Origin of the sequence: Ciceribacter sp. L1K22 (assembly GCF_017599385.1) — a bacterium.
Taxonomy (GTDB): domain Bacteria; phylum Pseudomonadota; class Alphaproteobacteria; order Rhizobiales; family Rhizobiaceae; genus Allorhizobium.
The window spans coordinates 874,115-889,595 of record NZ_JAGFPK010000001.1 but is presented as its reverse complement, the minus strand read 5'-3'; the positions used below and the strand labels follow the sequence as shown (position 1 = coordinate 889,595).

17 protein-coding genes are annotated in these 15,481 nt (G+C 63.1%); 10 read left to right on the top strand and 7 right to left on the bottom strand.

Annotated features, from left to right (window positions below; genetic code table 11):
- The first annotated feature begins 17 nt into the window (after positions 1–17).
- The 8 genes from J5J09_RS04330 (at position 18) to J5J09_RS04295 (ending at position 9,604) form a co-directional block, all read left to right on the top strand.
- Positions 18–1,772 carry an alpha/beta fold hydrolase gene (locus J5J09_RS04330; RefSeq protein ID WP_208548459.1) on the top strand — a complete coding sequence of 585 codons (1,755 nt, stop codon included), beginning with the start codon at positions 18–20 and terminating at the stop codon, positions 1,770–1,772.
- Positions 1,773–1,955: 183 nt separating this feature from the next.
- Positions 1,956–3,467 carry an FAD-dependent oxidoreductase gene (locus tag J5J09_RS04325; protein ID WP_208548458.1) on the top strand — a complete coding sequence of 504 codons (1,512 nt, stop codon included), beginning with the start codon at positions 1,956–1,958 and terminating at the stop codon, positions 3,465–3,467.
- Positions 3,464–4,084: a CDP-alcohol phosphatidyltransferase family protein gene (locus tag J5J09_RS04320; protein ID WP_208548457.1), complete on the top strand. Its 621-nt coding sequence runs from the start codon at positions 3,464–3,466 to the stop codon at positions 4,082–4,084. Before J5J09_RS04325 ends, J5J09_RS04320 begins: the two co-directional genes overlap by 4 nt.
- Complete coding sequence (locus tag J5J09_RS04315; protein ID WP_208548456.1) at positions 4,084–4,875, top strand: TVP38/TMEM64 family protein; 792 nt, start codon at positions 4,084–4,086, stop codon at positions 4,873–4,875. Before J5J09_RS04320 ends, J5J09_RS04315 begins: the two co-directional genes overlap by 1 nt.
- A gap of 2 nt (positions 4,876–4,877) precedes the next feature.
- Positions 4,878–6,107 carry an ABC transporter substrate-binding protein gene (locus J5J09_RS04310; protein WP_208553062.1) on the top strand — a complete coding sequence of 410 codons (1,230 nt, stop codon included), beginning with the start codon at positions 4,878–4,880 and terminating at the stop codon, positions 6,105–6,107.
- 93 nt (positions 6,108–6,200) lie between these two features.
- Positions 6,201–7,835 carry an ABC transporter permease subunit gene (locus tag J5J09_RS04305; RefSeq protein WP_348646475.1) on the top strand — a complete coding sequence of 545 codons (1,635 nt, stop codon included), beginning with the start codon at positions 6,201–6,203 and terminating at the stop codon, positions 7,833–7,835.
- A gap of 30 nt (positions 7,836–7,865) precedes the next feature.
- Positions 7,866–8,498, top strand: a complete 633-nt coding sequence (locus J5J09_RS04300) for an ATP-binding cassette domain-containing protein (protein WP_210387993.1) — start codon at positions 7,866–7,868, stop codon at positions 8,496–8,498.
- Positions 8,495–9,604, top strand: coding sequence for an FAD-dependent oxidoreductase (locus J5J09_RS04295; RefSeq protein ID WP_208548454.1), 1,110 nt, complete (start codon positions 8,495–8,497; stop codon positions 9,602–9,604). Before J5J09_RS04300 ends, J5J09_RS04295 begins: the two co-directional genes overlap by 4 nt.
- Before the next feature lie 27 nt (positions 9,605–9,631).
- On the opposite strand, the gene arsK is transcribed toward J5J09_RS04295, so the two are convergent.
- From arsK to J5J09_RS04265, 6 genes are all read right to left on the bottom strand, one after another.
- Entirely contained in the window at positions 9,632–10,858 is a 1,227-nt protein-coding gene (arsK, locus tag J5J09_RS04290) for an arsenite efflux MFS transporter ArsK (RefSeq protein ID WP_208548453.1), read from the bottom strand.
- A 75-nt stretch (positions 10,859–10,933) separates the two neighbouring features.
- Positions 10,934–11,236 (bottom strand): metalloregulator ArsR/SmtB family transcription factor, encoded by a 303-nt coding sequence (locus J5J09_RS04285; RefSeq protein WP_208548452.1) that lies wholly within the window; start codon positions 11,234–11,236, stop codon positions 10,934–10,936.
- Positions 11,237–11,305: 69 nt separating this feature from the next.
- Positions 11,306–12,016, bottom strand: coding sequence for an arsenical resistance protein ArsH (gene arsH / locus J5J09_RS04280; RefSeq protein WP_208548451.1), 711 nt, complete (start codon positions 12,014–12,016; stop codon positions 11,306–11,308).
- The gene (gene arsC / locus J5J09_RS04275; RefSeq protein WP_208548450.1) at positions 12,009–12,434 is read right to left on the bottom strand and encodes an arsenate reductase (glutaredoxin); all 426 of its coding nucleotides are present in this window, start codon (positions 12,432–12,434) and stop codon (positions 12,009–12,011) included. Before arsC ends, arsH begins: the two co-directional genes overlap by 8 nt.
- Positions 12,431–13,132, bottom strand: a complete 702-nt coding sequence (locus J5J09_RS04270; RefSeq protein WP_208548449.1) for an MIP/aquaporin family protein — start codon at positions 13,130–13,132, stop codon at positions 12,431–12,433. The genes arsC and J5J09_RS04270 overlap by 4 nt, the downstream gene beginning before the upstream one ends.
- Positions 13,133–13,183: 51 nt before the next feature.
- Positions 13,184–13,543: a metalloregulator ArsR/SmtB family transcription factor gene (locus J5J09_RS04265; protein WP_208548448.1), complete on the bottom strand. Its 360-nt coding sequence runs from the start codon at positions 13,541–13,543 to the stop codon at positions 13,184–13,186.
- 154 nt (positions 13,544–13,697) lie between these two features.
- Here J5J09_RS04265 and J5J09_RS04260 point away from each other — a divergent pair, with 154 nt between their 5' ends.
- Both J5J09_RS04260 and J5J09_RS04255 read left to right on the top strand, forming a co-directional pair.
- Positions 13,698–14,453, top strand: a complete 756-nt coding sequence (locus tag J5J09_RS04260) for a cytochrome c oxidase assembly protein (protein ID WP_210387938.1) — start codon at positions 13,698–13,700, stop codon at positions 14,451–14,453.
- Positions 14,450–14,950, top strand: a complete 501-nt coding sequence (locus J5J09_RS04255; RefSeq protein ID WP_208548447.1) for a CopD family protein — start codon at positions 14,450–14,452, stop codon at positions 14,948–14,950. Before J5J09_RS04260 ends, J5J09_RS04255 begins: the two co-directional genes overlap by 4 nt.
- Here J5J09_RS04255 and J5J09_RS04250 read toward each other — a convergent pair.
- Positions 14,928–15,428, bottom strand: a complete 501-nt coding sequence (locus J5J09_RS04250; protein ID WP_208548446.1) for a DUF2231 domain-containing protein — start codon at positions 15,426–15,428, stop codon at positions 14,928–14,930. The two genes, J5J09_RS04255 and J5J09_RS04250, sit on opposite strands and share 23 nt — an antisense overlap.
- Positions 15,429–15,481 lie beyond the last annotated feature (53 nt).

Here is a 15,481-nt window from a genome sequence, read left to right as displayed (position 1 = left end):
GGCATTGGGATATCAAAGTGCAGGCAAATGGAAGCGGTTCCGACGGCGCGAACGGATCGACGGCGGGCGAAATAGATCCGGACGTCGACCTGGACATCATATCCAATACCTATCGGGCGATCATCGATCAGGAAGCGTTCGACGCGATGATTGCGAGCTGGCAGACGAAGCTCCGGCGCATCCCCGATGATGAGAATGGGTCGCGGCGCCTGTCCCCGGCGCTTCTTGCCCAGCTCGCCCTTGCACGTAACACCCTCGAAAGCCTTGACCTGCCGACGGAGAATGATCCTCTCGTCCGCGCCGTTCAGGAGGTTCCCGGCCCGGCTCTGGTCCTTTCACCCGAGGGGCGAGTTGCTGTCACGAATACCGAGGCGGCGTCGGCATTGGGTGCGCGACAGGGCAGCTTCCTTGACGCCGACAGGATCGACCCGCGCTCCCTCGAAACGTATCGGACCCTGATGCGCGCCGCCAACAAGCGTGCCAACCGCTCCCAGGCAATCCTGCGCCTTATGCCATTGCAAGGTGATCATACCATCCTCGCGGAAGCCTGGTTATTGTCCCGCGACGGGCACAACGCCGATTTCGTGGTCATCCGCTCCCTTGAGATCGAATGGACGGAACGCGCCTCCGACATGCTCGGACAGGCGTTCGGCCTCTCCGTGGCAGAAATCGACATCGCCCGACTTTTCTTCAAGGTCCGCGATGTCGCCGAGATCGCGGCAAAGCGGGGCGTCTCGCTGCTGACGGTAAGGACACAGCTGAAGAGCATCATGGCGAAGACGGAAGCGCCTTCGCAGGTGGACCTGATGCGCCTTCTGGCGATGACGGCGGGGCGCGCAATCCAGGACCGCCAGGGCAAAACGGATTCCTGGCGCGATCCCCTCGGACGCGAGGAAATCCTGACTTTGCCCGGCGGACGCGCGATCGCCTGGACGTGGCTCGGTCATCCCGATGGGCGACCCGTCATTCTCTGTCGCGGACTGCCGATGTGTTACCTTCTTCCACCCGACATCGAAGACCAACTCACGGAGGCGGGTGTGAAGCTCTTGGCGCTTTCGCGTCCGGGGTTTGGCAACTCCAGTCAGCATGCCGAGTTGTCACCGCTTGAGGACAATCTCGCCGCGCTGCGTGGCTTCCTCGATAAGGTGGTCGGTGAACCTTGTGTCGGCATCGGTTTGAGCAACGGACTGGTGCCCCTCCTCGCCGAAGCGCAAACACACCCCGATCGTTTCCGGTCCCTCATCGCGATCGGCTATACAGGAGTCCTGGACCGCAGCGGAATACGCCGTCTGCAACCCACCCAGCAAGCCATGATGCGTCTGGCGGGGATGATGCCGTGGCTTGTGGATCTCATGGCCAAACAGGCTCACCGAATGATCCAGACCTATGGTGTCGACTGGTATATCGAGCGTGCCTACCGCACCCGTCCTCGCGATTACTCGACCTGTGCCGATGCCAACCTCACACCGTTCATCCGCAACGCTTGCGCGCACCTGCTCGCCCAGGGGCACTCCACTTTCGTCCGGGAGCTTATCCTGGCGCGTTCCGACATCGACGATGCGGTCGAGGCGCTGAAGATACCCCTGACCTGGCTTGCACCAACGGAGGATGGCGTCTTTGACGAGGCTGGCTTTCGGCAGATCGAGAACCGAAACAAGCGCATCAGAATGCAGCCTCTTCGCGACGCCGGCGAACTCGCGCTCTATCAGCAGACGTCCCGGATCGTCGACCTGATTATCCGGGAAGCGCATGGGATGCCCGCGGAACGATGAGAAAGCCTCTGGAGATCGGCCGGCGGGTCGAAGCGCGAATTACCATCCTCCGCCGCGTTGGACGTTGGTTTGACATAAAAACTGCGCCTCAGCGTAACCATCCTTGTCTTGCGAGCGTATTAGGCAAAGACTTCGATTGAATTGTTGGCGCCTGCGAGGCCGCCGAACCGACCAGGAGCCTTTATGGTATCGCCCGATGAAACCCTCCAGCCGAGCAAGGGCAGCTTCACCCGCCCGAAGCGGTTCGACAGAAATCTGGTGGTGATCGGCGCGGGATCGGCCGGCCTTGTTTCGGCCTATATCGCAGCCGCCGCCAAGGCCAAGGTGACGCTGGTCGAAGCCCACAAGATGGGCGGTGATTGCCTGAATTTCGGCTGCGTCCCTTCCAAGGCTCTGATCAAAAGCGCCCGGGTTGCGCATCAGATGCGTCATGCGGACCACTACGGCCTCAAGGCGGTCGAGCCAGAGGTGCCGTTCTCCGCCGTGATGGAGCGCGTTCACCGGGTGATCGCCGACATCGAGCCGCATGATAGCGTCGAGCGCTACACCGATCTGGGCGTGGAGGTGCTGAAGGGCTACGCGAAACTGATCGATCCCTGGACCGTGGAGATCGCACTGAACGACGGCGGCATCCAAAGTCTCACGACACGCGCGATCATCCTGGCCACTGGAGCGCGGCCATTCGTTCCTCCGATCCCCGGCATCGAGGAGGTCGGCTACCTCACCTCCGACACGCTCTGGGATCGGTTGCGGGACCGGTCGAAAGTGCCGCGGCGGCTGGTGGTACTGGGCGGCGGGCCGATCGGCTGCGAGCTGGCGCAGAGTTTTGCCCGGCTCGGCTCGGAGGTGACCCAGATCGAGATGGCGCCACGGCTGATGATGCGCGAGGACGAGGATGCGGCGGAGCTCGTGACTGCCTCCCTGGTGGCAGACGGCGTCAGGGTGCTGACGAAGCACAAGGCCGTCGCCTGCGGTGTAGACGACGGAGAGAAATGGATCGATGTCGACCATGACGGCGGGAAGACCCGAATTGCGTTTGACGAGATCATCGCAGCGGTCGGCCGTTCGCCACGTCTCACGGGCTTTGGGCTCGAGGAACTCGGGATCAAGGTCGATCGGGTCATCGAGACGAACGAGTATCTCCAGACCCTCTATCCAAACATCCTGGCGGCCGGAGATGTCGCGGGTCCGTACCAGTTCACCCATGTTGCTGGCCATCAGGCATGGTTTGCGGCGGTCAATGCGCTGTTTGGCGATCTGAAACGCTTCAAGGCTGATTACAGCGTCATCCCGTGGGCCACGTTCACCGATCCCGAGGTCGCACGCGTCGGCCTTTCAGAGACCGAGGCGACGGAACGGAAGGTTGCGTACGAGGTCACCCGGTTCGGGATCGACGATCTCGACCGGGCTATCGCCGACGGTTCGGCGCGCGGCTTTGTGAAGGTTTTGACGGTTCCAGGCAAGGATCGCATCCTGGGGGCAACGATCGTTGGCGACCATGCGGGAGACCTGCTGGCGGAGTTCGTTTTCGCCATGAAACATGGGCACGGGCTCGGCAAGATCCTCGGCACGATCCACATCTATCCGACACTCGCCGAGGCCAACAAGATGGTCGCCGGCACGTGGCGTCGCAACCACATCAACGGCTTTCTGCTGTCGCTGCTGAAGCGGTTCCAGACCTGGAGGCGCGGATGATCGACGCCCGCATCCTGCCGCTACAACGGAGCGTGCTGCAGCCGATCGCCGAATTTCTCGCACGGCGCGGCGTCAAGGCCGACACGCTCAGCCTCTCCGGCTTCGCGCTTGGCGTCGGCGCCTTCGCCGCCCTCGCCTTCGGCTATTGGTTTGCGGCGCTGGCGCTGATCCTCGGCAACCGACTGCTTGACGGGCTTGATGGCGCCGTGGCCCGGATCCATGGCCCGACCGATCGGGGTGCCTTTCTCGACATCGCACTCGACATGGTGTTCTACGCGCTGATCCCGCTCGGATTTGCCGTCCAGTCTCCGGAGTTCAATGCGCTGCCGGCGGCCGTTCTGATCGTTTCCTTCGTCGGCACGGGCTCTTCGTTCCTGGCGTTTTCCGCCGTGGCATCCCGCATGGGCCGCAAGGCGCCCGAATTTCCCACCAAGGGGATCTATTATGCTGGCGGGCTGGCGGAGGGCTTCGAGACCATCGTGGTCTTCATCGCGATCTGCCTCTTGCCGGCCGCCTTTCCTGCCATCGCCTACGCGTTCGCATTGATGTGTGGCATTACCACCGTGATCCGCTGGCGGCAGGCGTGGGTGGTATTCTCGGGCGATCGGAGCGAATGATGTCAAGCCGTGCCGCTGCAACCCGCTACCTCCCGCTTTTGCTCATCGCGATAGGGCTGCTGCTCGGCTACCTTTTCGGCCTGCAGAACTATCTCAGCCTCGGTTATCTCGCCGATCAGCGCGAGGCCTTGCGTGCCTACGTCGATGAACATCTGGTCTGGTCTGCGGCAGTGTTCGTCGTGATCTACGTTCTTGCTGTCGCGTTTTCCTTTCCCGCGGCGTCTATCCTGACTATCTTCGGCGGCTTCCTGTTCGGATGGCTGATGGGGGGCGCTCTGGTGGCGATTGCGGCAACCGTCGGCGCATCCATCCTCTTTCTGGCAACGCGATCGGCGTTCGGCGGCTTTTTGCGCCACCGCGTCGATGGTGTCGTGAAGCGGCTTGCCGATGGCTTCAGGCAAAACGCCTTCGGCTATCTGCTGGTGATCCGGCTGGCGCCCGTCTTCCCGTTCTTCGTGGTCAATATCGCTGCCGCGCTCTTCGATATCAGCCTTGCGCGGTTCGTTGCCGCAACCTTCATCGGCATCCTGCCAGGCACATTCGCCTACGCCTACCTTGGGCAAGGCGTCGACAGCGTGCTGATCGCGGCGCAGGCGGCGGGACGCGAGGCACAGATCGCCGAGCTGGTGACTCGGGACATCACGCTTGCGTTCCTGGGACTGGCCGTGATCGCCGCCGTGCCTACCTTGCTCAGGCATATTCGAAGAGACCGGGGACAGGCGGCATCAGTGCCGACAGGGCAAGCACCGACAGTGCCGAACGACAAAAACGAAACATGGGAGAATGAATGAGAATGGGATTCGTCAAGACAGTTTTTGCCGCCGGCACTATTGCCGGCCTTGCGGCTTTCAACGCCATGGCAGCCGAACCTGACGCCAAGGATTGGGCGGCCATCGAGAAAGCCGCGGCCGGTCAGACGGTGTACTTCAACGCCTGGGGCGGTTCCGAAAACATCAATGCCTACCTCGAATGGGTAGGTTCGGAGATGCAGAAGCGTTATGACGTCACCGTCGTCCAGGTAAAGCTCGACGATACCGCAAGCGCGGTCGCCAAGGTGGTGGCGGAAAAGACGGCCGGAAAGGACGAGGGAGGATCGGTCGACCTTATCTGGATCAACGGCGAAAACTTCGTGTCGATGAAGAAGCAGGGCCTGCTTCTGACGCCCGGCTGGGCGACGTCGCTGCCCAACTGGCAATATGTCGACACCGAAAACCAGCCGACCATCCTCACCGACTTCACCGAGCCGACCGAGGGTCTGGAGAGCCCGTGGGGCGGCGCGAAGATGGTGTTCTTCCACGACAGCGCCCGGACAGATCCTTCGGCAATGCCGGACAACGCAGCGCAGTTGCTTGACTGGGCGAAGGCCAATCCTGGGCGCTTCTCCTATCCAGCCCCACCTGATTTCATCGGTTCCTCCTTCCTGAAGCAGCTACTGAGCGAGGTCATCGACGATCCTTCGAAACTTGCAATACCGGTGAACGAGACAACGTTCGAACGCGATGTCGAGCCGCTCTTTGCCTATCTCGACCAACTGCATCCGGTTTCCTGGCGGTCTGGCAAGGCCTTCCCGCAGAACTATCCGGACATGAAGCAGAAACTCGCCGACGGGGAACTGGATATCATCTTCGCGTTCAATCCGGCCGAGGCCTCGGCAGGCATCAAGGCCGGAGAACTGCCGGAGACGATCCGGTCCTTCTCCTTTTCCGGCGGGACTCTCGGCAATACCCACTTCGTCGCCATCCCCTACAACGCCAATGCAAAGGAAGGGGCCCTGCTAACGGCCAACTTCCTGATTTCGCCGGAAGCGCAACTGCGCAAGCAGGATCCGACCTATTGGGGCGACCCGACCGTGCTCTCGCTCGCCAAATTGCCCGAGGCGGACCGGACCGCCTTTCAGTCGCTCGATCTCGGCGTCGCTACGCTGTCGCCCGACAAGCTCGGCCCGGTCATCGCCGAGCCGCATGCAAGCTGGATGGAGCGGATCGAAACCGAGTGGCGCCGGCGCTACGCGAGCGGCAACTGATCGGTGCCCGGCCACAGCATCTCGACAACCGGATCCGGCCAAGCCGTCGCTCTTTTCGCAAGGGCGGCGGTTCTTCTCACGTTCGCGCTTCTGGTGCTGCCTATAACCTTTGGTCTTGCCGGTACCATATTGCCCGCCTTCGGCTACCTTCCGGCGCTTGGCGGCAACACGTTCGGACTGAAGGCGTTCGGCCGGCTGGCTGAAGCACCCGGCATCGCACAGGGGGCAATTTTGAGCCTCACGTCCGGGCTTGTGGCAACAGGGCTTTCGCTCTCGATCACGCTGGTGTTCGTTGCGGGATTTGCTGGCACGCCGGCACTCTCGCGCCTGCAGCATCTGCTCTCGCCGCTGCTGGCGGTGCCGCACGCCGCCGCTGCTTTCGGCCTGGCCTTCCTGATTGCCCCCTCCGGCTACCTGATCCGGCTTGTCGCCCCTCTCTTCGGTATCGACCGGCCGCCGGACATCCTCATCCCGCATGATCCGATGGGGCTGACGATGATCGCGGGGCTGGTGATCAAGGAAACGCCATTCCTGTTTCTCGTAACGCTTGCGGCTCTGCCCCAGGTGGATCTCGCCGCCACTCGCAGGCTTGCCGCGTCATTCGGTTACGGGCGGATCGCCGGCTTCGTCTACCTCATCTGGCCCTCGCTTTACCGACAGATCCGGTTTGCGGTCTACGCGGTCATTGCCTATTCCACCTCGGTGGTGGACGTGGCGCTGATCCTCGGGCCCAACCTTCCGGGCACGCTGGCCGCCCGGCTCGTGCAGTGGATGAACGACCCGGACCTCTCCATCCGGTTTCTCGCCTCGGCAGGCGCCGTGCTGCAGCTCGCTGTGACGCTTGCGGCGCTGCTTCTCTGGCATTTGCTGGAGCGGTTCTGCGGGACGCTGGTTTGTCTCTGGCGGGACCGCGGGTACCGCGCCGTTCGCGACGGCACCCTGCGAAGCCTGTCCGCGCTCATCATCGGCACCATTGGCGTGACTGTCTTTGCCGGTATCGGCATCCTGGCCGTCTGGTCCGTGGCGGGCCTCTGGCAGTTTCCCGATCTCATGCCTCAATCCCTGACGCTCCGCAGTTGGCAGACCGCGCTGCCGCGCATCATGGGGCCGCTGGTCACAACGCTTTCGACCGGTTTCGTCTCGACCCTCATTGCTCTCTTTCTCACAATCGGGTGTCTGGAACGGGAGACCCAGACAGGACGGACAGGCAGAGATAAAGGCCTGCTGATCCTCTATCTGCCGCTGATAGTGCCGCAGATCACCTTCGTCTTTGGCCTGCAGCTGCTGTTCATCGGCAGCGGCAGCCAGCATCGCCTTGCCGCGTTGGTCCTCGTTCATCTCGTCTTCGTGCTGCCCTATGTCTTTCTCTCGCTCGCCGATCCGTGGCGCTCGCTCGATCGCCGCTATGAGGTTATCGCGACAGCGCTCGGAAAATCCCGGCTCACGGTTCTGCTGCGCATCCGCCTGCCAATGCTGCTGCGGCCGCTTCTGACAGCCTCCGCCGTTGGCTTCGCGGTCTCGGTCGGGCAATATCTGCCGACGCTGCTTGTTGGCGAGGGTCGGTTGACCTCCATAACGACGGAGGCAGTCGCTCTCGCGTCAGGCAACAATCGCCGTGTCATCGGAGTTTATGCCCTCTTGCAGACCCTCTTGCCGTTCGTCGCCTTCGCTTTGGCCGCCCTTCTGCCCGCTGTCCTTCACCGCAATCGCGGCGCCATGAGGATTTGATCCGTGCCTCAAGCCGATCCGAACCGGAACCTGCGCCTGTCGAGCGTCGTCATTCGCCTGAATGAAACGATCCTCATCGATCTGTCCGCCAGCATAGCGCCGGGCGAGGTCCTCACTGTCATGGGACCGTCGGGCTCGGGGAAATCGACCCTGCTGTCGTTCATCGGCGGGTTTCTCGATCCGGCCTTCCAGGCCAGCGGCGCGGTATCGATCGGCGATACCGACCTGCTTTCCCTGCCAGCCGAAGCGCGGCGTGCCGGCATCCTGTTTCAGGATGCGCTGCTGTTCCCGCACATGTCCGTCGGCGCCAACGTGGCGTTCGCGCTGCCGGCCAACCTCACGGATCGACAGGAGCGTTATCGGATCGCAGCCGAGATTCTCGCGGAAATGGATCTGGATGGGTTCGAGACCCGCGACCCGGCAACGCTGTCCGGAGGGCAGAAGGCGCGGGTGGCGCTCGCACGCGTCCTCGTCTCGCGTCCGCGGCTGCTGTTGCTGGACGAGCCGTTCTCGAAGCTGGACATGGGGCTTCGCACGCAAATGCGCGACCTGGTCTTCGCCAAGGCACGAGAGGCTCGCCTGCCGGTGATCCTGGTCACCCATGACGAAGCGGATGCCGTCGCTGCCGCCGGCCCGATCCATAGCATCGAGGCGAGGCCATGAGTGAGACGAACAAGGACCCGATCATTCTCGTCGGCGGCGGCCACGCCCATGTCGAGGTCGTCAGGCAGTTGGGCTCTCTGGCACTCGACCGGGGGATTGTCCTGGTCTCACCATCGCGCCACACCCCCTACTCCGGCATGCTGCCAGGCTACATCGCCGGGCAGTATACGTTCGATGAGTTCCATATCGATCTCGCCCGGCTTTGCGCGCGATATGGCGTGTCCTTTCTGGAAGCCGCCGCCACAGGCATCGATCCCACCCATCGGCGCGTTTCGCTCTCGGATGGGCGCATTCTGGATTACGCCCTGCTGTCGCTCGACATCGGTTCGACGCCGTCCCTTCCCGAACGCGTGTCGGGCGGCGTATCCGTCAAGCCGATCGCGAGTTTCACCGAACGGCTTGCCCAGCTGGATGCTCTGGCCACCCGACAGAATGAACCGCTACGGCTTGCCGTGATCGGTCAGGGCGTGGCCGGCGTCGAGGTGGCGCTGGCACTCAAGCATCGGCTGGATGGGCTGACGGAACATCCCGTAGAGATTGCCCTCGTAGGACGGGCGCCGGTGCTCATTCCGGAACGCGGGGCGCTGGCACGGCGCATTGTTGCACGCGCGCTGGAGCAGGCCGGGATCGCTCATCACCCGCTGTTCGATGTTGTAGGCTTCGACCGGGGGCAAGTCGCGGCGCGCGATGGCCGGCGGCTTGCCGTCGACGAGGTGGTTTGGACGACATCGAGCGGCGCGGCGGGCTGGCTGACCAACACGGGGCTGTCGCTGGACTCGGCCGGCTTCATCCGGGTCGACGAGACGCTACGCTCCGTCTCACACCCGGAAATCTTCGCTGCCGGCGACATCGCGTCCCTGCCCGATCCGCGGCCCAAGGCTGGGGTCTTCGCCGTCCGTCAGGGTCCGATCCTGGCCGAAAACATCCGCCGCACGATCGGCGGGCAGCCATTGCTTCATTACCGGCCGCAACGTGCCTGGCTCGCGCTCATCTCCTTGGCGGACGGCCGGGCCGTGGCCGACAAGTGGGGGCTCGCTGCTTCAGGCCAATGGGTTTCCGCCTGGAAACACAGGAACGATACCGATTTCCTACGTCGGTATCGTTAGCGTTCGTTTACGCTCCCACGCCGCCGCTTAGCCAAGCGCATCCACCGCCATCCGCGGGCGTCGGCGCTGTGTGACAATGAGAATGCTGACGAACGCCATCGCGCCCGCAAGTCCGGTCGCCACGACGACCCACAGCGAAGGCTCGACTCCAAGGCCGGCCATGGAGATCGACATTCCGAGCGGAGCCACCGCCGACATCACCTGCTTGGCCGCCGTCGACCAGCCGAGCAGACGGCCATAACCTTTGCGACCGAAGAGTTCGAGCGGCAGCGTGCCGGCGACGATGCTGTTGAGGCCGGAGCCTAGTCCCATGCAGATCGCGAAGAGAACCGCGCCGGCAAACCAGGGCGTGGTCGACAGCAGGATCACCAGCCCCAGAGGCATCAGGATCGACGCGATCACCGCGAGCCAGGCCTGCGACAGCCCCTTGCCGAAGATCAGATTGACGAAGCGGCTTGCCACCTGCGCCGGCCCGAACAGCGAGGCGACCACAAGGCCGGCCGCGCCGAGACCGAGTGCCTGGGTCAACGGCACCATATGCACGAGAATGGCCGAGAGCGCATAACCCTCGATCGCGAAGCCGAGCAGCATGAGGGTGAAGAGCAGCGATCCGCCGTGCGACGTCGCCGTATCGGACTCCACCGGCGGAGCCTGCCGATCGGCGATGACGGCACCGGTCGTCAGCCGCGAGAGGGCGAGGTGTACCGGCAGGCAGACAAAAACATGCAGCGCGCCATAGGCTAAGAGGATCTCCCGCCAGGACATCATGCCATAAAGCCAGTTCGTCAGCGGCCAGAACAACGAGGAGGCAAAGCCGGCGATCAAGGTGAGGTGCACGATGGAGGTCCGCGCCGTCGGCCCGCCGGCCTGGACGATCGCGGTGAATGCCGTCGAATAAAGTACTCCGGTGGAGACAATCTCGACGGCAGCGAGGATGACCGCGAAACTTATGCGTTCCGGCGCCGACGCCAGCAGGAAAAGGCCGAGCGCCGAGCCTATCGAGCCGAACGCCATCAGGCGCCCTGCCCCCCATCGGTCCGCAAGGCGACCGGCAGTTGGCGCGGCGAAGGCGCCAATCAGCAGGGCGAGGGAAAACGCGCCGAACACCCACTGCTCCGAAGTCGAGAAATCGCGTGCGACAGCGGGCACGAGAATGCTGAAGCAGTAATATAGTGTGCCGTAACCGATGACCTGGGTCGCCCCCAGTCCGGCCAGCGCCCACAAGGGCAGTTTGCGATTGACTGCATCAGACATCGTTTGGCGAGCCATCAGGGTGGGGGGGCGCCACAATGGGCACCTGGAAGGGACCAGCGAACACTCGATTATCCTTCATAGCCTCCCAGAGCCTTCCTCGATGCAGCACTCGTCCGAGAGAAAGCCGATCAGGCCCTGCATGCTTTCATAATCCGCGCGGCAGATGAGGGTCGTCGCCTGCCGTTCCTGGGAGGCGAGCCCCGCTTCCACTAGCCGCTTCAGATGATGCGAGAGCGTGGAGGCCGGGATGCCGACACGCTCCTGCAACTGCCCGACCGGAAGTCCGCCATGGCCAGCCCTCACCAGCGCCCTATAGATCTTCAGGCGGGATGTATTGCCCAGGGCTTCCAGTTGGGATGCAGCTCTTTCGACGTTCATGGAAATAAGGTATCCACGCTCGAAGCGGGCGTCAAGCGCTATTTCCACGAACGTCGAAATAGTGTGTCATCACGTCGACGCCTTCAGATTCACCCGTGCCTCGAGCTTGGCGGCCTCCTCCTTCCGTTCGCTGTAGCGATCGGTGAGGTAGGCGGAGCAGTCGCGCGTCAGCAGGGTGAACTTCACAAGCTCCTCGCAGACGTCGACGACGCGGTCGTAATAGGACGACGGCTTCATCCGCCCGTTTCCGTCGAACTCCTGAAAGGCCTTGGCGACGCTGCTCTGGTTGGGGATCGTGATCATCCGCATCCAGCGACCGAGAAGGCGCATCGCATTCACGGCATTGAAGCTCTGGGATCCACCGGAGACCTGCATGACGGCGAGCGTCTTGCCCTGGGTCGGGCGGATAGCCCCGATCGACAAGGGAATCCAGTCGATCTGCGCTTTCATGATGCCGGTGATCGTTCCATGGCGCTCCGGGCTGACCCAGACCTGCCCTTCGGACCATTCCGACAGTTTGCGCAGCTCCGCGACCTTCGGATGGCTGGCCGGCGCGTCATCGGGAAGCGGCAGGCCCGACGGATTGAAGAACCGAACCTCGGCGCCGAAGTGTTCAAGCAGCCGTCCTGCCTCCTCCGCCAGAAGACGGCTGTAGGAGACCTGCCGCAACGACCCGTAGAGGATCAGGATACGGGGCGCATGCGTCGAAAAGACGGGACGAAGCAGTGTCGGGTCGGGCCGGCGAAGATGCGCTGCATCGGCCGCCGGGAGATCAGACAATGCGCTTGCCCTCCGCGTCCAGCACCGCCTCGCCGTCCTCCTTCACGAAAGGTCCCTTGAAGGCATCGGCGGGCAGGATGTCGAGCACGACTTCCGAGGGCCTCGACAGCCGCGTTCCCATCGGGGTGACGACGAAGGGGCGGTTGATCAAGATCGGATTGGCTAGCATGGCCTCGATAAGCTGATCATCGGTCAAGGCCGGATCGTCGAGGCCGAGTTCGGCATAGGGCGTGCCCTTTTCCCGGATCGCCTGGCGCACCTCCAGTCCGGCGTCCGCAATCATCTTCACCAGCGTCTCGCGGCTCGGCGGCGTCTTCAGATATTCGATCACGACAGGCTCGATGCCGGCATGGCGGATGAGGTCGAGCGTGTTGCGCGACGTGCCGCAGGCGGGGTTGTGGTAGATTGTGACATTCATGGACGTTCCGTTCCTTCGGGTACGATCGGAGGGATTTCGTTGCGGCTCTCGGCGAAGAGCCAGGCGGCGGCAGCGGCCGCGATCAAGGCGCCGGCGATTTGCGCGAGGATAAAGCCTATAAGGTCGATCGGGCGGATGCCGGCGAAGGTGTCGGTCAGGCTGCGGGCGATCGCCACGGCCGGATTGGCAAAGGAGGTCGAGGCGGTGAACCAGTAGGCGGCCGTGATGTAGAGCCCGACCAGCATCGGGATGGCCTCCGTCCGGAAGCGCAACCCGCCCAGGATTGTCAGCAGCAGTCCGAACGTCGCGACCATTTCCGCCGTCCATTGTGCCGCGCCTGACCGAACCGTTTCCGAGACCTGAAAGACGGGCAGGTCGAACATGGCGTGGGCCACGAGCGTGCCGGCAATGCCGCCGAGGATCTGCACGAGCATGTAAGGCAGGACGGCGAAACTCTCCAGTTCCTTGCGCAAGGCAAAGACCATGGTGACCACGGGGTTGAAATGGGCACCAGAGATCGGCCCCAGGATCGTGATCAGCACGAAGAGGATCGCGCCAGTCGGGATGGTGTTTCCGAGCAGGGAGACGGCGACGTCGTCGGAGAGCCGGTCCGCCATGATGCCCGAACCGACGACGGTTGCGACAAGCATGGCGGTGCCGAGGGCCTCGGCTGCCAGACGGCGGGACAGATCGGCCATTTCAGTCAACCGCCATTCGCATTGCAGGTCTTTCCGGACATGGCGGGCCTCTCAGTTGGCTCTGGACGATTGAAGGGACGGAGTGCAGCACGTGAGATCGTCGATGAGCGGCTGACAGAGGCTGGCATTGCCGCCGCAGCAGTCCTTGAGGAGATAAAGAGCGACGGCGCGGAACCGGTCGAGGTCCGCCCGGTAAAGGATCGAGCGGCCCTGCCGCTCTCCCGCGACAAGGCCCGCTTGGGACAGCGTCGCGAGGTGCGCCGACATGGTGTTCTGCGGCACCCCGATCAGCCTCGCCAGTTCACCGGCCGGAACACCATCCGGCTCATGTGACACCAGAAGCCGGAAAGTCTGCAGTCGCGTCGGCTGAGCCAGCGCCGCCAAGGCTTCTATCGTTCGTTTTTCATCCATATATCCAGAATAATGGATATTATCTGGGTGTCAATGGCGGACAAATGAGTGCTCCCGTCGATTTGCAGGGAACAAAATCGTCTCCCGACGATTTCGCTCCGGAGAAGGTCGAAGGGGCGCCCATGAAACAGATCCACACGGCACGGACCGCGTGATGCCGTCCATTGCCATCACAGACCCGTATTGCGGTCCGGCACCGGACCCGTCGACCTTATGGTCCCGCTGGAACTTCGACCCACCGCTGCTCGTCGCGCTCGGCCTTCTCGCCGTGTTGATCTTCTATCGTTCGCAAGGAAAGACCGCGACCCTCTCCGGATTGACGGGATGGCTCCTGCTGTTCGTTGCGTTTGTCTCGCCGCTCTGCGCACTTGCCTCGGCGCTGTTTTCCGCCCGCGTGCTGCATCACGTCGTGCTGGTCGCGGGCGCCGCACCGCTTCTTGCCGTCGCACTCCCTTGGAAAACCCTGCCTGTACCGCGCCTGCTATCGCCCGGTCTGATCCTCGGGATCCACACTCTGCTGTTCTGGTTCTGGCACTCGCCTGCCGCCTATGCCTTCGCGCTGTCGTCCGATGCCGCGTACTGGCTGATGCAGGCCAGTCTGTTCGGTTCAGCGCTCTGGGTCTGGGCGATCATCCTGTCGCCGCACTGCCAGGCCGGAACGGCGCTCACGCTCCTTCTCGGCAGCATCCTGCAGATGGGCATGCTCGCCGCGCTGCTGACGTTTTCGCGCGGCCCGCTCTACGAGGCGCATTTCCTGACCACGAGCGCCTTCGGTCTTACCCCCTTGCAGGACCAGCAACTGGCCGGCGTGCTCATGTGGGTACCTGCGGCCCTGCCCTATTTGATCGTGGCACTTATGCGACTACGCACGCTTCTTCAGGACGAGGCGGAGGGTAATAACGCCCCATGATCGGCATCGTGAAGTTCGTGCACATCGCAGCCATCTCGATCTGGGCGGCGGGCATCATAAGCCTGCCGGGGCTCTATGTGCAGCGTGCGCATGTCAAAAGCGGAAACGACCTCTACCGGCTGCAGACGCTGGTGCGCTTCGCCTTCGTCGCGATCATCTCGCCCGCGGCCTTTCTCGCCATCATGAGCGGCACCGCGCTCATCTTCCTGCGCGAGACGTTCGAACCCTGGTTTTCCGCCAAGCTGGGGTTCGTTGCCATACTCGCTATCATCCACGTCATGACGGGGTTAGTGGTCATCCGTCTCTTTCGGGAGGGAGAGGTCTATCCGGTTTGGCGGTTTGTCATGGCCACGGCGATCAGTTGCGCGGTCGTTCTCGCCATTCTGTTCATCGTGTTGGCAAAGCCTCATATCGCGATTTCGCTGCCTGCCGACCTTTTTGAACCCGGCGGACTGAAGCGGCTCTACGACCGCGTCAGTCCTTGGCCGATACCATGAGGCCGACACCGTGATCGAAGATCAGCTTGCCACCATGCCAGCCGGCAATGCCCGCGAGGACGCAGGTAAGGCACGACAGAAGAAACCCATGCGGCAGAGCGACCGCCGGGTCGACCAGCCGAATGCCCCAGTTCATGCCCATCGCCGAGATCAGGGTCATGGCGGCGATCGCATGGGCCCAGCTTGCGGCGCGTGCGCGGATGCCGGGAACCGCGAGCAGTTCGACCGTCCCGACCACCCCCGCCGCGACGCCGAACAGGAAAGCAGCGCCGGTGCTCCAAACAGTAACGCGCAGCCAGAAGGGATCTCCGGTCCACCAATAGAGAATATCGATGCCGAACGTTGCGAAGACGAAGGCGATGGGGAAATGCACGCTCATCGCATGCAGCGGGTGCCCTCCGACCGCGACGAAGGAAGAGACATCCTTTTCTTCAAGCTGCTCTATGACAGGATTGCCTTTGTCTTCGCTTTCTTCCATCTGCGGTCTCCTTTTCCCACGGTAATCCGCGGTGGGTGCTTCCGGTTCCATCG